Genomic DNA, 20,532 nt, shown 5'->3' on the forward strand with positions numbered 1-20,532 from the left:
ATTGCACACATCCCATTCGGAGTATGAATAGCATGCAGTTTGAACCTACTACGATCCCAGATATCGTCCTCATCACACCCAAGGTTTTCGGCGATGAGCGCGGCTTCTTCTTTGAAACCTACCAGGCGCAGCGTTTCGGTGCTGCCGGTTTGCCATTCATCTACGTGCAGGATAACCATTCTGGCTCACAGCATGGAACGTTGCGCGGCTTGCATTATCAGATTCGCCAGGCGCAGGGCAAGATCATGCGTGTCGTGGCAGGCGAGATCTACGACGTAGCTGTCGATCTTCGAAAATGGTCGCCTACTTTCGGGCAGTGGGTCGGGATCGAGCTGACTGCCAGGAACAAATCCGAGCTGTGGATCCCACCCGGCTTTGCCCATGGTTTTTACGTCCAGAGCGAGTGGGCCGAAGTAGTCTATAAAGCCACCGATTATTATGCCCCCGAATGGGAGCGCACCTTACTCTGGAACGACCCTGACCTGAATATCACCTGGCCAATCCCAGCCGGTGAACAACCAGTTCTCTCAGCCAAGGATCGGCAGGGCAAACCTCTCTCAGAAGCGGAAGTATACCTACAGGAGATACGATGAAAAATATCCTTGTCACCGGTGGTGCGGGGTTCATCGGTTCGAACTTCGTTCGCTACTTGCTTAAAGCCGAACCAGAGATTCAGGTGATCAACCTGGACCTGCTCTCTTATGCCGGTAGCCAGGAGAACCTCAAGGATCTGCCTGCTCCCGAGCGGCACACCTTTTTCCGCGGCGATATCTGCGACCGTGCACTCGTCGATCACCTTTTCCACTTCTTCAAGGTTGACACGGTGGTAAACTTCGCTGCTGAGACGCACGTTGACCGCTCGATCTTGTACCCAGAGCATTTTCTGCGGACGAATGTTATCGGCACCTTCACCTTGCTGGAAGCCGCTCGCGCCTACTGGCTGCAAGAGAAAGCCATCCCGCATGCTGAGCTACGCTTTCACCAAATCTCCACTGATGAAGTATTCGGCACACTCAAGCCCAGTGAGTCTGCCTGGACGGAGGGAACCCCCTATTCACCCAGCTCACCCTACTCCGCCTCCAAGGCTGCCGCAGACCATTACGTGCGCGCCTTCGGTCACACCTATGGCCTGCCCTATTCCATAACCCATTGCACCAACAACTATGGTCCCTATCAGTTCCCTGAGAAGCTCATCCCGCTGATGATCCTCAACGCCCTGGACGGCATACCTTTGCCCATTTACGGTGATGGTGCTCAGATTCGCGATTGGTTGTATGTTGAGGATCACTGTGAAGCCATTTGGAAGGTGCTGCGTCATGGAAGCCTCGGGCAAACGTACAATATTGCGGCTGGCTCCCAGCCGACCAACCTGGAGGTGGTCAATCACCTGTGTGCTGCCATGGACGAGCTGGTGCCTGATTCACCCTCCGTGCCACATTCAATGTTGATGCGTTTCGTGCCCGACCGTCCGGGGCATGACCGTCGCTATGCCCTGGATATCAGCAAAATAAAAACCGAATTGGGCTGGCAACCCAGGGAATCCCTCGGCAGCGGCTTGCAGAAGACTATTAAATGGTATCTGGCTAATCCCGAATGGGTGTCAGCCATCCGCCAGCAGCAAGATTATCAGCAGTGGCTGGAGCGTAATTACGACAAACGGCAGTAAATTGAGGAGGCGTGCATGAAAGGCATCATCCTGTCAGGCGGTAAGGGCACACGTTTGTATCCACTCACCATCGGGGTCAGCAAGCAGCTCCTGCCTGTCTACGATAAACCCATGGTTTACTATCCGCTGTCCATGCTGATGCTAGCCGGGATACGTGAAATCCTGGTCATCAGCACACCCGACGCCCTGCCTGCCTTCCGCAGCCTGCTCAGGGATGGCTCACACCTGGGTTTGCAGTTTTCTTATACCACGCAGGCCGAGCCACGCGGTCTTGCGGATGCCTTCCTGGTAGGCAGGGAGTTCATTGCCGGCGAGCCAGTCTGCTTGATCCTGGGTGATAACATTTTCTTCGGTCATGGCCTGCCAGCACAATTACGCACGTCTGCACAGCTCTTGGAAGGCGCCCTGATTTTTGCCTATCCCGTGCGTGACCCTGAACGCTACGGCGTGGTCGAATTCGATGCCAATGGCCTGGCCCTCAGTATTGAGGAAAAACCCTCTCAGCCTCGCTCACATTATGCCGTCCCTGGCATGTATTTTTATGACTCGCAGGTCTGTGACCTGGCTGCCAGCCTCACCCCTTCGCCCCGCGGTGAGATTGAGATCACCGACCTTAACATGATATATCTATCACGCGGCCAGCTGCGCGTGGATGTGCTTGGTCGCGGTGTGGCCTGGTTGGATGCCGGCACCCATGAAGCTCTTTTACAGGCCAGTAATTTTGTTCAGACCGTCCAGGATCGCCAGGGGATGATGATCTCCTGCCCGGAGGAAATTGCTTACCGGCTGGGTTTCATCAATGCCAGTGAGCTTCAACGCCAGGCACACTCCATGGACACGAACCAGTACGGCCGTTACCTGCTCCAGCTCTTGGAGGATGAGCTTCCCTTTCATCAGCAGTAAATCCCCGGCAGAGCACCATAAACAACCTCTATAAAATGACTATACGCATTCTTCTGCTCGGAAACACCGGCCAGCTGGGCTGGGAATTGGAACGCAGCCTATCACCGTTAGGTGAGCTCAATGCCTGCGACTATCCAGCTATCGACCTGGCTGATCTCAAGAGTCTCCACCAGCTCATCCACTCCTGCGGGCCTCAGCTGATAATCAATGCCACCGCCTACACTGCCGTGGATCGCGCTGAATCAGAACCCGAGCAGGCACACCTCATTAACTCTGCCGCACCTGGCGCTCTGGCTGAGGAAGCACGCAACATTAACTCTGCATTGATTCACTATTCTACCGATTACGTCTTTGATGGTCTGAAAGGGTCGCCTTACCTGGAAAGCGATCAACCGCATCCATTGGGTGTCTATGGTCAGACCAAGCTCGCCGGTGAGCAGGCTATCCAGCAGGTTGGTGGGGCATATCTCATCTTGCGCACCAGCTGGGTATACAGCCTGCGCCGCGACAGCTTCGTGACCAAGGTCTTACAATGGGCTCAAGGGAAACCCCCGCTGCGCCTGGTGACCGATCAGGTCAGCGGACCGACCTGGGCACGCATGCTGGCTGAAGCCACTAGCCAGCTTATCGCTCAAGGCCATACAGACCCGCTTGGGTACATCTCAGATCACCGTGGTTTGTACCACCTAGCTGGAGCAGGTTATTGCAGCCGGCTCGAATGGGGGCAGCAGGTGCTCAGCCAATATCCGCACCCTGAGCGACTTACCATCCATGAAATCTCACCAGCCCTGACTTCAGAGTTCCCCACGCCAGCAACCCGACCATCATTTTCCGCCTTAAATTGTGACAATTTCCTCAATACTTTTGGTTTTCAGTTGCCAGACTGGCGCCTGGCGTTAAAACTCGCCATGGAGAGCCTATGAGCTTAAAAGTCCTGTCGGTCTTCGGCACCCGCCCCGAAGCGGTGAAAATGGCTCCCGTGGTGCAGGCTCTGGCACGCACTAGGGGTATCGAGCCATTGGTATGCGTCACCGCCCAACACCGCCAGATGCTCGACCAGGTGCTGGGATTGTTTAATATCCATCCCGATGTCGACCTTAACCTGATGCAACCCGACCAGAGCCTGGCCTCATTGACTGCTGAGATCTTCACCCACATCGACCCTGTGCTGACCAGTCTGCAGCCCGATTGGATCCTGGTCCAGGGTGACACCACCACCGTCATGGCTGCAGCCCTGGCTGCCTATTACCGACGGATCCGCGTCGGCCATGTGGAAGCCGGTTTGCGTACCAATGATAAGTGGCAGCCCTTCCCCGAAGAGATTAACCGCCGTCTGGCTAGCGTGGTCACCGACCTGCACTTCGCACCCACCGATTGGGCTCGCCAGAATCTAATCAATGAGAACATCCCCTCTGCTCACGTGGTTGTCACCGGCAACCCGGTGATCGATGCCTTGCAGTCGGTCTCCCGCCTGGCACCCACACCAGCTGTGCTCAGCCTTTTCCAGCACATTGGCATCCCATATCAAGCCTCCGAACCACTGGTGAAAAACCAGGCCGGTTCTCCCCGCCTGATCCTGGTGACAGCCCACCGGCGTGAAAACTTCGGCGAACCCCTTGAGAATATCTGCCGGAGCCTCAGCCAGCTCTCCATCCGCTATGGGGATGGTATCCGCATTGTTTACCCCGTGCACCTCAACCCGAACGTACAGCAACCGGTCCACCGCCTTCTGGATGGCATTCCCAATATCATTCTGCTCGACCCCCTCGATTACCTCCCCATGGTCCAGCTGATGCGGCATGCCAGCCTGGTACTGACCGATTCGGGTGGTTTGCAGGAGGAAGCTCCGGCATTCGGTACCCCGGTGCTGGTCATGCGGGCAGTCACCGAACGTCCTGAGGGGGTTAAAGCTGGCACGGTCCGCCTGGTTGGCACCGATCAAGCAGAGATTGTCTTTCAGGCTTGCCGTTTATTCGATGACCCGCTTGCATACACGGAAATGGCTCAGGCGATCAACCCTTACGGTGATGGCCAGGCTGCTGGGCGTATCGTGCAGGCTATCCTGGATTACTCCGCGTGAATAGCCACGCCTTGAAACCTGCCCTCGACCTGTATTAGAGCCACTCAAGCCGGGTGAAAATAGCCATCCTACCTCAGTGATGATCGACCTTTCAATTTGTATCCCTACCCTCAACGCTTCTGCATACCTGCGGTCCTGTCTGGTTTCGATCCGCGCGCAGCCTGGGTTATCCTGGTTGGAAACCAGCTCAGACGAAAGCAGCCAACACTCTGTAGATACGCCGGATGCGAATAAAAGACTCACTGCTGAAGTCATCGTCGTCGACAATGCCTCCACAGATGACACGCTGGATATGCTGGCAGTTGAATTTCCAGCTGCCAGGCTCGTCAAGAATTCCCGCAACCTGGGTTTCACCCGTCCGGTCAACCAGGCGCTACAGGTCAGCCAGGGCAGGTATATGCTCCTGCTCAACCCCGACACGATTGTCCTCCCCGGAGCCATAAACGCCTTGGTTGACTACATGGAAACACACCCCGAGGTGGGTATCTGCGGTCCAAAGGTGCTTAATCGAGACGGCACCTTGCAAAAAGCTTGTAAACGCGGGGTATCTCGCCCATGGGCTGCATTCAGCTATTTTTCAGGGTTGTCTGCTCTCTTTCCGCGCAGTAAGTTTTTTGGCGGGTATTTGCTAAACTACCTTGACGAAGACGAGATCCACGAAGTGGATGGCATCTCTGGGTCCTGTATGTTGATCAGGCGATCAGTGTTGGATCAGGTCGGCTTCTTGGATGAGGTTTTTTTTGCCTACCAGGAGGATGCGGATTATTGTTTCCAGGTGAAGAAAGCTGGCTGGAAGGTGGTCTACCTGCCAGTGGCTCAGATCATTCACTTTGGCGGTCAGGGTGGTTCGCGCGCCCAACCTTACAAATCAATATTTGAGTGGCACCGCTCCTATTATCTATATTACAGAAAGAATCTTGCCAGCGATTATTTCTTCCTGTTCAACTGGTTTTATTATGGACTCATGGGTGTAAAACTGCTTATCTCACTTGTTGCCAACGCCCTGAGGTCCAATAAGTATGCTGGCCCGCGCCGTTCATGAAGATTAACTGATAAAAATGCTCAAGAACCTGACTACCAATCAGCTCTTGCTCCTTGCTCTGGCTGCAGTAGTGTTGCTCCTGGCTGCCTTCTCATTTTTTCTCCTGCAGAATCCTCTTGCACCGCTACCATTCTCCGCCTTGATCAGCACATCTTCGCCCACCCAAACCATCTCCTCGGGCCTGAATCTGACCCCAACCCCCATTCCGCCCACCCGTCAGACCTCCTACACACCCCTCGCTGCCTTTGTTACCCCTGGCGCTGCCTACACTCAGCTACCTGCCCCAACTGAAGCTCCGGTCACTTTTGTGCCCTCTTCATTTCCACTGCCGGAAGGCACACAACCCTACCCGCCAGCACTTGTTTCGCCAACTTTTCGTCCGATTGTCTCCACCACGGTTAACCCCACCACGAGCCGCACTCCCTCCACCCCTACATTGGCAACTGGAACACCTGCTACAGCCACATCCACCTTCGCACCCGGTGAGGTGGGCGTCACCGGACGAGTAATTCAAAATGCCACACCACTACCGAGTGTGATCCTTGTCTTTACCGATGATGCCGCTCCCCGCCAAACCACCACTGGTTTAGGTGGGCATTATATGTTCGTCACCCTTGCACCAGGGACAAACTTCAGCATCGTCTTTAAACAATCACAAAATCCCAGCCTCGTTTCCCTTACGGATATCGCTTCTATGGCACGCGTTGAAGGCACGCTTCCCATAGGTGCCAACCCCATCAACATCCCCGACCTTGAGCTTAGTATCGATCTCAACGATATGCTTTTCGGCTTACAGGCACCTGTCGATGGAGCAGCATATTCTGCATCCGTCATCAGCTCGTCCAATCCACTCCAGTTTTCCTGGTCTCTGTATAGCAATGGAGGCGCATACCATGTTGAAGTAGGTCCATCTGGCAGCGAGCAACCCGTTTGGACATCCAGCTTGCTGGCCTCCACCAGCTACATGTGGGACGGCACGTTGGATAATGGCAACCACATCTCTCAGGGAACCTACTGGTGGCGGGTATCCGTTACAAGATCACTGGCGAATTATATCGAAACCATCTATACCCAACCGTTCGACCTCTTGTTCAACCCCTGAGGTCGTTTTTAATCACCTTCAGTGCATGGGTGCCTCGACGGGCACCCATGTTTTTTTTAATCATTGAGGATGGACAACCACTGACCGGCTTGCTTAAAATTGCCCACCTTGTAGACATACCACATTTTGAATTATAATGCCCGCAGCCTCCTCAAAGTCTAATAGGATAAATATGCCCAAGAATGGTTGGATAGCGTGTATTATTGTTGTGATTGTCCTCGGGTGTGTGTCAATTTTCTGCCTGACAGCCAGCTTGATCGGTATTGCACGGTATATTTCCATCGCCCCCACTTACCACTTCGATATTACATCATTCCCGGTTGAAGATAGCTTACCAACCTCGACGCCGTTAGTTGTTCGTCCGTCCCCAATACAGCCACAGCCGACAACTGGATTACAGGAAATCCCTCAAGGTTCTCAAAATCCAGGCAATACCCCTGCTCCGCATGTGGATTCACGACCTGTTAGCGTCACCACCGAAACCCGTGATGCCCTCAAGATTGCTTCGATCCCCATCAATGACCCAGCCGATCTCGCCCATCGCTTGCTAGGTTTGGATGATTTATCAACTACCTCCACACCCCCTCCTGGTTTCTTTTCTGTTGGTGACCAACAGGAATTCTGGGTGGGGAACGATGAGTCGGACAATTTTAAGGTCAGTGCCACCTTACGCTATGTCACCGATCATGCTTATTTTTGGATCGAAAATGGTGTTAGATACCGTGAGCGTGACCTGAAAGCCCTGGCAAATGCATTTGAGGATCGGATATACCCTACCAACCGAGCCTTCTTTGGCAGTGAATGGACCACCGGGATAGATGGTGACCCGCATATCTATATCCTTTATGCTCGTGAGCTCGGTGATGAAAATGCCGGTTATTTTTCGTCGTCCGATGAATATCCTCCCCAGGTCAATGAGTATTCCAATGCTCATGAGATCTTTATGGTTAATGCCGATAACTCCCCCCTGGATGATCAGTATACCTTTGGTGTTCTCGCCCATGAATTTCAACACATGATCCACTGGTACCAGGATCGGAATGAATCATCTTGGATCAATGAAGGTTTTTCTGAACTTGCCGTACTGCTCAACCAGTACTACTCTGGTGGGTTTGATGCCCTGTACACGAGCCAGACCGATCTACAGCTAACCAATTGGCCGGATGATGCCATCGAAGATACCACGCCTCATTATGGGGCAAGTTTTTTGTTCATGACTTATTTCCTCGATCGCTTTGGTGAAACAGCCACCCAAGCCTTGGTCGCCAACCAGGAAAACGACCTTGACAGCGTGGAGACCAGCCTTCAACACATCCAAGCCAACGATCCCCTGACCGGGTTGCCCATTTCTGCCGATGACTTCTTCCGCGATTGGGCTGTCACGAATTACCTAATGGACTCCGCGGTTGGTGATGGCCGTTATGCCTACACCAGCTTCCGTGGAACACCTCCAGCTGGCCCTACCGATGATATTCGCTCCTGCCCAGGCGAGAGTTATACCCGCGATGTCCATCAATATGGCGTGGATTATATCCGTGTCACCTGCCCGGGTAGCTATACCCTGCATTTTGAAGGCTCAATCCAGACTCCCCTGCTTCCCCAGGATCCCCATTCAGGCCGCTACGCTTTCTGGTCCGATAAGACAGACGAATCCGATACCAGGCTGACACACACCTTCGATTTCACAGCTGAGACCGGTCCCTTGACCTTATCCTATTGGACCTGGTTTGATATAGAAGATGGCTGGGATTACGTCTACCTTGAAGCCTCTACCGATGGTGAGCACTGGCAAATTCTGACCACACCTTCCGGCTCATCTACCAATCCCCAGGGCAATAGTTATGGATGGGGGTATACCGGTGCCAGTGGTTTCGGTTCATCTCCTCATTGGATCCAGGAGCAGGTCGATTTATCACAATACGCTGGAAAAAAAGTTTCTCTCCGCTTTGAATATATCACCGACTCGAATTTAACGGGTGAGGGCTTCCTGTTGGATGATATCTCGATCCCCGAGATCGGCTACCAGACTGATTTTGAAGACTGTGAGGCTGGCTGGCAGCCCGAAGGCTGGACTCGCATCGAAAATATCCTCCCACAAACCTATTCCCTGGCTCTCATCACCATGGGCCACACCGCTACTGTTAAAAACATCCCCCTTCAGCCTGATATTACCGCCAATATACCCTTCACCATTGGCGGTGACGTGGATCATATCGTGCTGGTTGTCAGTGGGACTACACGTTTCACACGCCAGAGTGCACCTTATCGTTATACTATCACCCAACCCTGATAGTATTATCAATAAAAGTGGGGCTGTTCACGCAAGCGAACAGCCCCACTTTTATTTAATTGAAAAATTCTATTAGTTTTTTCCCGGATAGCTCATATCCGGAAACGCCTTAATTACTAAAATCCCTACAGCCAGCTAATTGCAGGTATACCTCTTTGCGTGCCAGCTCGTTAGCCTTGCTGTTTTCTGGAAGGCGCTCTCAGTGATTCCAGCTCTCTTTCCAGTTCAGCTCGACGCTCCTGGGCAACTGATTTAATTTCATCCCGTAGCTCGATCGACCGTTCCTGGATCTGCCCCCGTAATTCGATTCCTGAGCTGGGTGCCATCAGGATGGCAATCGTAGCACCGACCAGCCCGCCTAAAATCGCACCCGTAAGGAAGCTAATGACCTTGTTCATCGTGACCTCCTCTCAAAATTTTCATCCCGTTGCTCATATTATAATATAGCTACAGTATCTTAATGAACCTGTTGGATTGTGATATTTCTTTCATTTCACTGTATAATGAATCATAAGTCATAATTAATCCGATTGATATCCTCTCTACCTATTTTACGAAGATAATGCAAACATCGAAAGGAGGTCAGACTTGAAAATTGCAGTTTGCGTAAAACAAGTTCCAGATTCAGCTGCCAAGCTCACCGCGGTGGATGGCAAGGCGAATTGGGGTGATTCACCCCTCGTCATCAATCCTTGGGATGAGTATGCGGTAGAGGCTGCTCTTCAACAGGCGGAAGCCCACAACGGCAGCGTCGTAGCAGTCAGCATCGGAGGCGAGAACTCCAAGGAAGCCCTCAAACATGCCCTGGCTATGGGCTGCTCAGATGCCATCCTGATTTCAGATGAAGCGCTTGCCCAGATGGACAGCCAGGTAACTGCGCGTGTCCTTGCAGGCGCCATCAAAAAGATCGGCGATGTCGATCTAGCTTTCCTTGGTCGGCAGGCGATTGATACCGATACTGGCCTTGCGGCTGCACAGACAGCTCGCTTGCTGGGTTGGCCTGCATTGACGCTTGTGGCCGTGATCGCCAATGTTGATCCCGCCGCACGCACCATCCAGGTCCTGCGTAGTGCTGAAGAAGGCCGCCTGACAGTGAGTGCTAAGCTACCCGCCGTCCTCAGCATCGTTAAGGATTTTGGCGAACCACGCTACCCGTCTTTCATGGGTATCCGAAAAGCCTCCCGGGCGGTCATCCCGATCTGGTCGTTAGCCGACCTTGGGCTCAGCGGCCTCAAGGCGAATATCAGCTGGCCCGAGATCTTTAACCCACCTCAACGCCAGATCACCACAGAAATGATCACCGGCAGCAGCCCGCAGGAGATCGCTGAATCACTGGCTGATAAGATCATGGCGGAGAAGATCCTATGAACAAGATCTGGGTATACATTGACCAATATAAAGGGAATGCCCTACCCACTTCCTGGGAAGCTGTCGGGGAGGCTAAAAACCTGGCCGGTCAGCTCGGCGGAGGCGTCACCGCCCTGGTTTTTGGAAAAGGTGTCGAACCCGTTGCAATGGAAGCCTTCCATTACGGCGCCGATGAGGTCCTGCTGGCGGATGATGCTACCCTGGACGATTATCGCCCCGAGCCTTATACCGCTTTGTTGGCTAAACTGGCCGGAGAATCCGCGCCCGAGGTGATTCTCTTCCCCACCACCACCCGCGGGCGCGAGCTGGCAGCCATGTCTGCCATCGATTTGAATACTGGCGTCCTGCCCGATGTGACCGCCCTGGAAGTCAAAGATGGAGCTTTGCTCGCCACCCGCCCCATTTACGCCGGTAAGCTATTGAGCCTGGTTACCTGCCTCACCCGTCCACAGCTGGTCACCTTGCGCGGCAGGGCGTTTGCCAAGCTGCCTCCCGATACCTCGCAAACAGGCACGATCACGCGGGTCAGTCCCGTCCTCAGTGAAGCCGATATCCCCAGCAAGGTGGAATCGTATGCCGCCGGCGAAGCTGGTGTCAGCCTGTCGGATGCCTCTGTGATCGTTTCAGGCGGTCGTGGTGTCTCAAACAACCCTGCCCTCACCCCACCAGCTGGGTTGGATGAAAAGCAGGCTGAAATTTGGAAAGCTCAGCAAGGCTTTAAGCTCATCGAAGATCTCGCCCAGGTTCTCCACGCAGCTGTTGGCGCCAGCCGTGCCGCGGTGGATGCGGGATACATCCCTTATTCACACCAGGTCGGTCAAACCGGCAAGGTTGTCTCCCCCGATCTGTACGTCGCATGCGGTATCTCCGGTGCTATCCAGCATCAAGCTGGCATGCGCACCAGTAAGGTCATCGTGGCTATCAATCGCGACCCTGAAGCTCCCATCTTTAAGCTGGCCCGTTATGGCGTCGTAGGTGACCTGTATGCCATCATCCCGGCTCTTACAGAAGCGTTCCGTAAGCGCCTGGGTAAATAGTTGGCAAAACACTCCCCTGCCGTAAGATTTTGCAGGAGAGTGAAAATATAAATGTCTGTCCGCCACATCCCGGATACATCATTCGGGATGTGGCAGGAATTTCATATGTCAGAAAAATACTTAGCTCAAAAGAATATCCTGCTGGGTGTCACGGGTTCGATCGCTGCCTATAAGGCTGCCGACCTGGCCAGTAAATTAACCCAGGCAGGCGCCCTTGTGGATGTAATCCTCACCCGATCTGCCCTCGAGTTCATCACCCCTCTCACCTTTCAATCCGTAACTGGTCGCCCAGTCTTCACCGACAAAGCCTTGTGGGGGGCAGAAGCTCATGTGCTGCATGTCGGCCTCGGGCACTCTGCCGACATGTTCGTCATCGCGCCTGCCACTGCCAATACCATCGCCAGGCTGGCCAACGGCCTCGCCGACAATCTACTTGTCCTGGCTGGGCTCTCATTCGGCCCTGGCAGCACCGACCGGCCTTTCCTGGTTGCCCCTGCGATGGATGGCGGGATGCTCAACCACCCCGCTACCCGGGCAAACCTCGAAGTTTTACGCAGCCGGGGAGCGGTCATCATCGGTCCCGATGTGGGGCACCTGGCTTCGGGCCTCGAAGCCCGCGGGCGCATGTCTGAGCCGGCAACCTTGCTCGGGCACATCCGCTTCCTGCTCACCCGTCATGGACCTCTTCAAGGCCGCTGTGTGGTCATTACAGCAGGAGGCACACAGGAACCCGTTGATCCTGTCCGCTTGCTTACCAATCGTTCCTCAGGCAAACAAGGTTACGCCCTTGCCCAGGCCGCCCTGGATGCCGGCGCTCAGGTCACCCTGGTCTCTACCCCGGTTTCCTTGCTCGCACCCCAAGGGGCGCAGCTCATTCAGGTGACCAGTGCGGCCGAAATGGAAGCTGCAGTGATCAAAGCTTGTCAGAAGGCTGATATCCTGGTCATGGCAGCTGCCGTCGCTGATTACCGCCCAGCCTGGAAAGCCACCCAGAAGATCAAAAAGGATTCTGGCATGCCTTCCCTCGAGCTCGAACGGACAGCCGATATCCTGCTCGAGGTGGCTAAGTTGCGTGAGCAGACAGGTAGCCCTAAAATCATTGTCGGATTCGCCGCTGAAACCCAGGACATGCTGGCGAATGCCACCACCAAACTTAAGGCCAAACGCCTTGATATGATCGTTGCCAATGATGTCAGCAGTTCCACCTCCGGCTTCAGCGTGGACACGAACCAGGTGACCCTCCTGATGGCTGGCGGGCAGTCAGTCGAGCTGCCGCTGATGAGTAAAGCAGAAGTTGCGGATAGGCTTATCGCCGAGATAGTCAAGCTGTTAAAATAACCATCCCAACCTGAACCTCCTGTTATAATATTTTTTAATGTATAGGAGGGATTCATGAAATTAAACAATACCATTACCGATGTGCCCGGCGTTATCGTCGGGCACGCTCAAAACGACGAAGCCCTCACCGGTTGTACCGTCATCTTGTGTGAAAAGGGAGCTGTGGGAGGTGTGGACCAGCGCGGCGGTGCCCCAGGCACACGCGAGGTCGATGCCTTGCACCCCATGCATTTGGTCTCCAAAGTCCATGGTGTCGTCCTGGCGGGTGGCTCCGCCTTTGGCCTGGAAGCTGCCACAGGTGTCATGCGCTATCTTGAGGAAAGGGGGGTTGGCTTCGATACCAGGATCGTCAAAGTCCCCATCGTCCCGGCTGCTATCTTATTTGATCTCGGGATCGGTCGATCTGACATCCGACCCGATGCTTCCATGGGTTATCTGGCTTGCCAGAATGCCTCGGCTGAGCCTCCCGCGGAGGGCAATGTGGGAGCCGGCACAGGTGCCACTGTTGGTAAGATCCTCGGCCCTGCGCAATGCATGAAATCTGGCATCGGTACCTTTAGCATGGAGATCGGCGCCGGTGTGATTGTTGGAGCGATCGCTGCAGTGAATGCGTTTGGCGATGTGATCGATCCCACCAGTGGGCAGATTATCGCTGGTGCTCGCTCAAAGGACGTTGGCCCCCTCCATATCGGCGCCCCTGGATATTTTGCTGACACCCTGCAGGTGATGAAAACCCTGATTGGGCGTACTGCCCTCGGCTTTGGTAGCCGCGGCAACACCGTGATCGGTGTCGTCGCCACCAATGCCAGGCTGGACAAGGAAGAGATCAATAAAGTCGCCCAGATGGCTCACGATGGCCTGGCCCGCACGATCCGCCCTGCGCATACCATGGTGGATGGCGACACCATCTTCGCCATCGCCACGGGAGATCACAATGTGGATGTCAACATCGTTGGAGCCTACGCTGCCGAGGTCTTCGCCCAGGCTATCCTGCGCGCGGTGCGGGCGGCCCGGCTCGTTGCCGGGGTACCTGCCATAAATGAATAAGCGTATCAATTACAAGAAGGGGCTGCCCATTCAGTAATTCGGGCAGCCCCTTCTTTTTGTTACTGCAGTTGGACCATCTACCAACCTGCTGAACTGTGTTGTGTATCAGCGGATGGAATCCGCCCAATCGCATAATCGCAAACGAGGCTGTCTGAAAAATATCACAGACAGCCTCGTTTTTCTTTACCCTTTCAGGTGTTTGTCGAACCAGCGCAGGATGTGGTTCAACCTGGCAATCCGCCGGTCTGTCCGACCGGCGCGCGAAAGCCCGTGGAACTCATCTGGGAAGCGTACCATTTCGGTATCTACCCCCATCGTCTTCAATGCCACGAAAACCTGCTCACCCTGCTCGATCGGGCAGCGCAGGTCAAACTCGTTGTGCAGCACCAGCGTGGGTGTCCGGGCATTCCCAATATGGGCAATGGGTGAGTGTGCCCAGTAATTTTGTAAATCTTCAAAGGGTGGCTTATTGTTCAGCTCCATTTGGAATGCCCAGTTTAGATCACTACTGCCCCACATGGAAACGAAGTTGCTCACGCAGCGTTGGGTAACAGCTGCCTTGAATCGCTGAGTGTGGCCGATGATCCACACCGTCATGTAACCCCCATAGCTGCCTCCCGTCACCCCCATGCGCTGCGGGTCGATATAGGGTTGTTTTTCCATATAATCCGCCCACGCCATCAGGTCGGCGTAATCAACCCCACCCCAATCGCCGTAGATACCCTTGGCATGCGCCTCTCCATAGCCCCGCCCGCCACGCGGGTTGGTGAAGTACACCACATAACCGTGGGCCGCCAGGTAATAAAACTCGTGCATGAAGAACTTGCCGTACTGGGTAAGTGGCCCTCCATGGATCTCCATGATCGACGGGTATCTTTTGGTGGGGTCGAAGCCAGGTGGCTTCAAGATCCAGGCTTGCAGATCGTTGCTATCTGGTCCTTTGAACCACACCTCTTCTACCTGCCCTAGGTCGATTCCATCCAGAAGCTTGCGGTTCAATTGGGTGAGCTGGCGTTCCTTACCACTCACCATATCCCGCCCGAAAATCTGTACCGGGTCATTGACCCGTCCGTAGAAATAAGCCAGAGTGCGTTGTGCTTTATCGAAGGAAAATGAGCCAACCACCCCACCTTCTCCGATCTCATCCCGCAGATCCTTTCCGGTCACCGAGATGGATGCCAGCTTGGCGCTTCCATGCAACACCGCATTAAAATACAGGCGCTTTCCATCCTTCGACCAGGTGGGAGGCATGGTCTCTGGGCTTCCCACATCGTTGATTGAGCTTGAGTCAGCATGAATATCATACTTCTCGGTCAGGTTTCGGGCTGCGCTTAAGCCATCGGTTGCCACCACCCAAAGGCTGACATTTTTATACGATAACCCTTCCCCTTCCACGCCCAGGTAGGCGATCCACTTCCCATCGGGTGAAAAGGAGGGCAGGTATTTGTCACCAATAGGTGTTTCAATCTTCCTGAAGTCTCCGCCGGAGCGTGGCATAACATACAGGTCGGTCCGCTCAGGAGTCAGGTCAGGGTTCTCGCTCCGGTTTGAAGTGAAGGCGATCCATTTCCCGTCTGGCGACCAGGTGGGGTGAAACTCGTCATATACCGCGCTTTCGGTGAGCTGCCTGGCTTTGCCAGTGAGCGCATCCACAACCCATACGTGGGTTCGTTCGTGGGGCAGGTAGCCATACCCATCCAGCTTATAAAAAAGGCGATCGTAGTGCCTGGCGACAACCCCAAGTTTTTTCTTTTGTTCATCTTTTTCTCGCTCAACTGCTTCAGCATCTTTCTTGCGGACCGTACACAAAATATGTTTACCGTCTGGAGACCAGCTCATTGCCTCAATCTCACCCTCGATCTGGGTCAGGCGGTTGGCTTCTCCACCCGTGAATGGGATCAGGTAGATCTGTGCCGGTTTCTCCTTGTCGCCCCGGTCTGATAGGAAGGCTATCCGTTTCCCATCCGGTGACCATCTGCCACTCCCATCGTGCTGGTCACCGGTGGTGAATTGCCAGGCTTTGCCCCCAAGGGTCGGCACTACCCACAGGTTGGTGAATTTCTTTTCGGTCTTTCGCTCCACGCGCTGAACCGTATAGACCACATGCTGCCCATCAGGTGAGATGCGTACCTCGCTGACAGTATTGAAAAGGTACAGGTCCTCTGCCGTAATGGTTCTCAGTTTTCTTGATGCCATAGACCTCTCCATAATGTTCGATTTTTAAGCTGAATACGAGCCTTATTTTAGCATGCCACCTCCCCGAAATGCCGTTCGGGTCGATTATTAATGTTTATTCGCCAAACCCTTGTTATAGCCGACTATTATGGTCTAATATCGCTGGTTTGAATATTTGAGGAAATGTATGCACATCACCATTGCGCCATCCCAGTAAACCATTGACCAGTTTGGCGGAAATGCCCACGGCAATATTACCGTAGTCAGGGAGCTGCTTGACAAGTACCCATCCATCCTCAGCGCCAGTGCCAGTTGGACTGAAACAGCTATCCAGGCTGCAGCCCAGACTGGGCAGGTAGAGATTGTCAACTTATTGGTTCACCACGGTGCCGACTATGATATCTGTACTGCTGCCATGCTTGGTCACCTGGATTGTATGGATTACTTCTTGAAGGAAGATCCAGATCTTGTGAATTCTCGAGGTGCGTATGGTATCCCCCTGATGTATTTTCCGGTCATTCACGCCCATCTAGAAGTCGCCGAATACCTGTTGCAGCACGGGGCGGACTTAAATACAGCCTCACCTGGTGGTATCACTCCTCTGCATGCGGCCGTAATGTTCAACCAGCCTCAAATGGCTGAGTGGCTGCTGGAGCATGGTGCCAACCCTAACCCAAAATATAAGGGTAAAACCCCACTTGCCATGGCATTAGAAAAAGCACAGGACTAGCTGGCGGCCGTCCTGCGCTCTCACGGTGGTAAGCAATAATTCAAGGGCTATCGCCCGGAAAAAATGTAATCGAGCAGCTCGCTGTACGCCGGGCGCAGGAGCATCTTCTCAGGACAGCGGACGATCGCAGCTGTTTCCGGTAGCAGTATTTTCCCGCCCCGCACAGTCACCTGGCCATCATTTAGCAGGTCGCGGTATGTACCATCCGGCAGGCTGACCATAATATAGCCTGTTTTTCCACTGGTGTTGAATATCCCGTATAGGTTTTTCTCAGGGTATTCCCACACTGCCTGGATCGCCGGGTCTGCCTGGATCACCACAAACCTGCCTTCCACCTGGGCTGGATCCTTTTTAAGCTTGGCTAATCGGCTCAGGAAAGGCTGCATGGAGTAATCAGACCAATCAATTTTGTCAATATCAAACAGGGAGGGAGTATGTTTGGTGCCCGACTCTTCCCCACCATAGATCAGGAAGGGTCCCTTGTTGAACGCTTCAAACGCTGTCCAGGCCATAGCCTGGTTCTTGCTGGGGGCCATGCGCATGATGCGTGCCTGGTCGTGGTTTTCCACGCAGCGCATTTTTACATAGGTAACCGGGAAGATACAGTCCTGGTAGCGCAACATTTCCACATAGCGCCTCACCGGCACCTTACCTTGCACAGCCAGTTGCCAAATGGGCCAGATATCGTAATCATAGGTAATATCGAAGGCAGTGTAGAGCTCGCTATCGGATAGACCTGTCAATCCATTCTGCCGCCTGGCACCTACAAAGCTTGCGTGCACCGATTCTGCCAGCCAGATGATGTTCGGTTTCACCTTGGCAACTTCCTCGCGAGCTCTGATCCAGAATTCGATTGGCACCAGGCTGGCCACGTCACATCGAAAACCATCCACGCCTGATTTCACCCAACCTTTCAGTGACTCGATCAGGTAATCAGCCAGCAGTGGGTTGGGGTGTTTCAGGTCGATCACATCGCTCCATTCCGGCACCGTGGTGGTGGGATGTCCGTTCTCATCCTGGTGGAAGTATTCTGGGTGCTCTTTTACCAGGATTGAATCGTGTGCTGTGTGGTTATATACCACATCGATCATCACTTTCATACCCCGTCCATGGGCTTGCTCGATCAGTTGAGTAAAATCCTCTTTCGTGCCATATTCAGGGTTGACCTCATGGTAATCGCGGATCGAGTAGGGGCATCCCAGGCTGCCCTTCTTGTTCACCACTCCAATCGGGTGGATAGGCATGAACCATAACACATCCACGCCTAGCGTATGCAAGCGGGGCAGATCCTTTTCAATGTCTCGAAACGTGCCGTTTACTCCATGGTTTCGCACGTAGATTTCATATATGACCATGTTGCGGTAGCTTGCAGGGGTGTCTGATGCCATAGGTTTGATCTCTAGGTCTGGTTTATCGGATTGTGACAATTGTAACCTATATCAAAACGTCGGTCATTTCGGGAGGGGTGAACATTATTATATATTTCTGCGTACATTATTCATGTATTATGGAATGTATCTCTTTTAGGATTGATTCATCTAAGCTGTATATTGAAATTGCCGGACATTTATGAATTGGATCTTATATTAATGATCATTATCAGGCCTTGACCTAGAACATGTGTTCTGGTATCATTGAGAATAGGGCGAAAGGATGGATTTTATGTCACCTTCAGCTATTCACCAGTCTCAACGTTATGTCTCTCCACCCAGGCGGGATGAATTCAATCACCAGGTTTGGAAGCTGGTTCGGATAATCCCCCTTGGAAAGGTATCAACTTATGGGCAGATAGCTTCCTTCCTTCCACCACCACCCGGGATGGATCCCAAGTCTTACCTGGCTTTCGGAGCTCGCTGGGTTGGTGGTGCGATGGCGAATTGTCCTGAAGATGTTCCATGGCAGCGGGTGATCAATTCCAAGGGCAAAGTGAGTCTGCGCCCGGGCGTCGGGGGCAATCTGCAGCGTGAGCTGCTCGAAGCGGAAGGGGTCGAATTTGACGAGCACGATCGCGTTGATCTGAAGCGCTATGCCTGGGAAGGTCCTTCTGTCGACAGTTAAGGTAACTTATCGCGACTTGATCCACGATGCTTTTGCCTTCATCCCGGAGCTGGTTCTTTACTGATCCACTGAGCCCTTCGGTATAATAATAATGATGTGTCGAACACGTTTATGAACAGCCTAACATTGAAAGTGAACAGCTATCAAGAGATGGGCATCCACCTGAATCCTCAGGCTGCGCCTGTTTTACCATTATCAAACCAAAACCAGGCTTTTAGCCAGCTGGAAATACTATCCGTCTTCTCCGGTGCAGCCTCTCTCACCGGTCGTGAAACTAAGTCACCCCGCCTCGTTTTAGGCACACTCCTCCAGGATAATGGATTCAATCTTTTATCCTCAACTCGAATAAAAATAGCCTTAACCCAGGATAATAGGGATGAGGACCGCGCTGAAGAGGAAAACTCTGAAGATGACGAGGGCGACCTGGATGCTGATCAGGATAATGATGAGGAAGGCGAACTTAGCGAGGAGGATGGGAATTCAAGAATGGATGAAGACGAAGAACTCGAAGAAGATGAAGAAAATGACGAGTACATCGAGGAAGAGGGAATTGACGAAGACGAGGACGCTGACCTTGATGAGGATGAGAGCGAGTACGACGAAGACGAGGATGATTTCGATGAAGAAGATGAAGACTTCGATTGGGAGGCTGATGAATCGGATGATGACGATAGTTGATTCAAGCGGGCATCTCGCTGCAACAAGTCTATCCTGAAGTTCTCTCTTCCATTTCTGGTGATTGCCTCCGCGCTCCGCTCAGTCCAGAGGTGAAAATCGAAACGCCTTCACCGTTCTTACTCAATCTGACCAAGATCAGAACTATATTGTTTCTATTTATTTTTTAGAGGTTCAAATGATGGAACAAAACAACTTTACTTCCGGTTATGCTCCGGTTAATCACGGAGAGTTGTATTATGAAGTCGCTGGCTCAGGCCAGCCGGTACTGTTAATTCATGCAGGTGTTGCCGATCTCAAGATGTGGGATGGTCAGTTCGATTTATTCAGCCGATCGTACCGAGTGATCCGCTATGATACGCGCGGTTACGGCAGGTCGCGCACCGAGAATACTGAGTACTCCAATCGCCAGGACATCTTGGATTTGTTCTCGCACCTTGGGGTAGATCAGGCCAGCATTATTGGTGTTTCGCGTGGAGGTCAGATCGCCATTGACTTTACCATTGAGCATCCTGAGCGTGTTTCAGCATTGGTGCCAGTTGCAGCCGGTATCAGCGGATTCGAATTCCAGCCTGATGACAGCGAAGAAGCTCAACATGAAAACGAGCTCTTTATCCGCATGGATGACCTTTGGCAGAAAAAAGCTTTTGATGAGCTTGCCGAGCTTGAAGCGCATGTCTGGGCTGATGGCCCCTCCCAACCTGTTGGGCGAGCTGCAGAAAAAATCCGCGCCTATGTTCGAAACACCGTTCGATCGAACTTCTCTCGCCAGGATGGACAGGCTACCCCCATTCCTCTCTTCCCACCGGCATACGCCCGCCTTGGTGAGATCCGTCAACCTACACTGGTCCTGATCGGTGAATATGATAGCACCGGGGCCAAGGCTGCTGCCGCCGAGCTGGAGTGTCAGATTCCCCAGGCTCGCATGGTGGGTATACCCCACGCAGCTCACATGATTCCGCTCGAGCAACCCGCTAAATTCAATGAGCTCGTCCTGGCTTTTTTGAAAGAGGGGTAGTAG

The 20,532-nt window shown here is 53.3% G+C and carries 18 protein-coding genes and 1 pseudogene; 15 read left to right on the forward strand and 4 right to left on the reverse strand.

Annotated features, from left to right (window positions below; all coding sequences use genetic code 11):
• Window positions 1-32: 32 nt before the first annotated feature.
• From rfbC to C3F13_17590, 8 genes are all read left to right on the forward strand, one after another.
• Window positions 33-593, forward strand: a complete 561-nt coding sequence (rfbC, locus tag C3F13_17555; protein ID PWB50270.1) for a dTDP-4-dehydrorhamnose 3,5-epimerase — start codon at window positions 33-35, stop codon at window positions 591-593.
• Entirely contained in the window at window positions 590-1,666 is a 1,077-nt protein-coding gene (gene rfbB / locus C3F13_17560; protein ID PWB50271.1) for a dTDP-glucose 4,6-dehydratase, read from the forward strand. The genes rfbC and rfbB overlap by 4 nt, the downstream gene beginning before the upstream one ends.
• Before the next feature lie 15 nt (window positions 1,667-1,681).
• On the forward strand, window positions 1,682-2,569 hold the full coding sequence (gene rfbA / locus C3F13_17565) for a glucose-1-phosphate thymidylyltransferase (protein PWB50272.1): 888 nt from the start codon (window positions 1,682-1,684) through the stop codon (window positions 2,567-2,569).
• 35 nt (window positions 2,570-2,604) lie between these two features.
• Window positions 2,605-3,492, forward strand: coding sequence for a dTDP-4-dehydrorhamnose reductase (gene rfbD, locus C3F13_17570; protein PWB50273.1), 888 nt, complete (start codon window positions 2,605-2,607; stop codon window positions 3,490-3,492).
• The gene (locus C3F13_17575; GenBank protein ID PWB50274.1) at window positions 3,489-4,649 is read left to right on the forward strand and encodes a UDP-N-acetylglucosamine 2-epimerase (non-hydrolyzing); all 1,161 of its coding nucleotides are present in this window, start codon (window positions 3,489-3,491) and stop codon (window positions 4,647-4,649) included. Before rfbD ends, C3F13_17575 begins: the two co-directional genes overlap by 4 nt.
• A 79-nt stretch (window positions 4,650-4,728) precedes the next feature.
• Window positions 4,729-5,691 carry a glycosyl transferase family 2 gene (locus C3F13_17580; protein PWB50275.1) on the forward strand — a complete coding sequence of 321 codons (963 nt, stop codon included), beginning with the start codon at window positions 4,729-4,731 and terminating at the stop codon, window positions 5,689-5,691.
• A gap of 16 nt (window positions 5,692-5,707) precedes the next feature.
• Window positions 5,708-6,793: a hypothetical protein gene (locus C3F13_17585; GenBank protein ID PWB50276.1), complete on the forward strand. Its 1,086-nt coding sequence runs from the start codon at window positions 5,708-5,710 to the stop codon at window positions 6,791-6,793.
• Window positions 6,794-6,929: 136 nt separating this feature from the next.
• Window positions 6,930-9,083, forward strand: coding sequence for a hypothetical protein (locus tag C3F13_17590; protein ID PWB50277.1), 2,154 nt, complete (start codon window positions 6,930-6,932; stop codon window positions 9,081-9,083).
• A 170-nt stretch (window positions 9,084-9,253) separates the two neighbouring features.
• Here the strand turns inward: C3F13_17590 and C3F13_17595 are convergent, their stop codons facing one another.
• The gene (locus C3F13_17595; GenBank protein ID PWB50278.1) at window positions 9,254-9,481 is read right to left on the reverse strand and encodes a hypothetical protein; all 228 of its coding nucleotides are present in this window, start codon (window positions 9,479-9,481) and stop codon (window positions 9,254-9,256) included.
• Window positions 9,482-9,653: 172 nt separating this feature from the next.
• On the opposite strand from C3F13_17595, the gene C3F13_17600 reads away from it, so the two are divergent.
• The 4 genes from C3F13_17600 to C3F13_17615 all read left to right on the forward strand — a co-directional run bounded on the left by C3F13_17600 (window position 9,654) and on the right by C3F13_17615 (window position 13,873).
• Complete coding sequence (locus C3F13_17600) at window positions 9,654-10,451, forward strand: electron transfer flavoprotein subunit beta (protein PWB50279.1); 798 nt, start codon at window positions 9,654-9,656, stop codon at window positions 10,449-10,451.
• Window positions 10,448-11,488, forward strand: a complete 1,041-nt coding sequence (locus C3F13_17605; GenBank protein ID PWB50280.1) for an electron transfer flavoprotein subunit alpha — start codon at window positions 10,448-10,450, stop codon at window positions 11,486-11,488. The genes C3F13_17600 and C3F13_17605 overlap by 4 nt, the downstream gene beginning before the upstream one ends.
• 105 nt (window positions 11,489-11,593) lie before the next feature.
• Window positions 11,594-12,826 carry a bifunctional phosphopantothenoylcysteine decarboxylase/phosphopantothenate--cysteine ligase CoaBC gene (gene coaBC / locus C3F13_17610; protein ID PWB50312.1) on the forward strand — a complete coding sequence of 411 codons (1,233 nt, stop codon included), beginning with the start codon at window positions 11,594-11,596 and terminating at the stop codon, window positions 12,824-12,826.
• Window positions 12,827-12,880: 54 nt separating this feature from the next.
• Window positions 12,881-13,873: a peptidase S58 gene (locus C3F13_17615; GenBank protein ID PWB50281.1), complete on the forward strand. Its 993-nt coding sequence runs from the start codon at window positions 12,881-12,883 to the stop codon at window positions 13,871-13,873.
• A 183-nt stretch (window positions 13,874-14,056) separates the two neighbouring features.
• On the opposite strand, the gene C3F13_17620 is transcribed toward C3F13_17615, so the two are convergent.
• Window positions 14,057-16,081, reverse strand: a complete 2,025-nt coding sequence (locus tag C3F13_17620; GenBank protein ID PWB50282.1) for a hypothetical protein — start codon at window positions 16,079-16,081, stop codon at window positions 14,057-14,059.
• Between the two features lie 340 nt (window positions 16,082-16,421).
• Between C3F13_17620 and C3F13_17625 the strand changes: the two genes are divergently transcribed.
• Window positions 16,422-16,778 (forward strand): hypothetical protein, encoded by a 357-nt coding sequence (locus C3F13_17625; GenBank protein ID PWB50283.1) that lies wholly within the window; start codon window positions 16,422-16,424, stop codon window positions 16,776-16,778.
• Between the two features lie 47 nt (window positions 16,779-16,825).
• Here C3F13_17625 and C3F13_17630 read toward each other — a convergent pair whose 3' ends face one another.
• Window positions 16,826-18,166 carry an alpha-amylase gene (locus C3F13_17630; GenBank protein ID PWB50284.1) on the reverse strand — a complete coding sequence of 447 codons (1,341 nt, stop codon included), beginning with the start codon at window positions 18,164-18,166 and terminating at the stop codon, window positions 16,826-16,828.
• Window positions 18,167-18,440: 274 nt separating this feature from the next.
• Here C3F13_17630 and C3F13_17635 point away from each other — a divergent pair, with 274 nt between their 5' ends.
• Complete coding sequence (locus C3F13_17635) at window positions 18,441-18,836, forward strand: cysteine methyltransferase (protein PWB50285.1); 396 nt, start codon at window positions 18,441-18,443, stop codon at window positions 18,834-18,836.
• A 437-nt stretch (window positions 18,837-19,273) separates the two neighbouring features.
• On the opposite strand, the pseudogene C3F13_17640 reads toward C3F13_17635, so the two are convergent.
• A pseudogene (locus tag C3F13_17640) lies at window positions 19,274-19,483 on the reverse strand (hypothetical protein).
• Window positions 19,484-19,689: 206 nt separating this feature from the next.
• On the opposite strand from C3F13_17640, the gene C3F13_17645 reads away from it, so the two are divergent.
• Window positions 19,690-20,529 carry a hypothetical protein gene (locus C3F13_17645; protein PWB50286.1) on the forward strand — a complete coding sequence of 280 codons (840 nt, stop codon included), beginning with the start codon at window positions 19,690-19,692 and terminating at the stop codon, window positions 20,527-20,529.
• Window positions 20,530-20,532 lie beyond the last annotated feature (3 nt).

This window comes from Anaerolineales bacterium, from assembly GCA_003105035.1.
Taxonomy (GTDB): Bacteria; Chloroflexota; Anaerolineae; order Anaerolineales; family UBA4823; genus FEB-25.

Coding starts and splice junctions, on each gene's coding strand:
- rfbC (PWB50270.1), top strand. CDS start 33: ATGCAGTTTGAACCTACTACGATCCCAGATATCGTCCTCATCACACCC.
- C3F13_17585 (PWB50276.1), top strand. CDS start 5,708: ATGCTCAAGAACCTGACTACCAATCAGCTCTTGCTCCTTGCTCTGGCT.
- rfbA (PWB50272.1), top strand. CDS start 1,682: ATGAAAGGCATCATCCTGTCAGGCGGTAAGGGCACACGTTTGTATCCA.
- C3F13_17645 (PWB50286.1), top strand. CDS start 19,690: ATGATGGAACAAAACAACTTTACTTCCGGTTATGCTCCGGTTAATCAC.
- rfbD (PWB50273.1), top strand. CDS start 2,605: ATGACTATACGCATTCTTCTGCTCGGAAACACCGGCCAGCTGGGCTGG.
- C3F13_17580 (PWB50275.1), top strand. CDS start 4,729: ATGATCGACCTTTCAATTTGTATCCCTACCCTCAACGCTTCTGCATAC.
- C3F13_17635 (PWB50285.1), top strand. CDS start 18,441: ATGTCACCTTCAGCTATTCACCAGTCTCAACGTTATGTCTCTCCACCC.
- C3F13_17630 (PWB50284.1), bottom strand. CDS start 18,166: ATGGCATCAGACACCCCTGCAAGCTACCGCAACATGGTCATATATGAA.
- rfbB (PWB50271.1), top strand. CDS start 590: ATGAAAAATATCCTTGTCACCGGTGGTGCGGGGTTCATCGGTTCGAAC.
- C3F13_17575 (PWB50274.1), top strand. CDS start 3,489: ATGAGCTTAAAAGTCCTGTCGGTCTTCGGCACCCGCCCCGAAGCGGTG.
- coaBC (PWB50312.1), top strand. CDS start 11,594: ATGTCAGAAAAATACTTAGCTCAAAAGAATATCCTGCTGGGTGTCACG.
- C3F13_17590 (PWB50277.1), top strand. CDS start 6,930: ATGCCCGCAGCCTCCTCAAAGTCTAATAGGATAAATATGCCCAAGAAT.
- C3F13_17605 (PWB50280.1), top strand. CDS start 10,448: ATGAACAAGATCTGGGTATACATTGACCAATATAAAGGGAATGCCCTA.
- C3F13_17620 (PWB50282.1), bottom strand. CDS start 16,081: ATGGAGAGGTCTATGGCATCAAGAAAACTGAGAACCATTACGGCAGAG.
- C3F13_17595 (PWB50278.1), bottom strand. CDS start 9,481: ATGAACAAGGTCATTAGCTTCCTTACGGGTGCGATTTTAGGCGGGCTG.
- C3F13_17615 (PWB50281.1), top strand. CDS start 12,881: ATGAAATTAAACAATACCATTACCGATGTGCCCGGCGTTATCGTCGGG.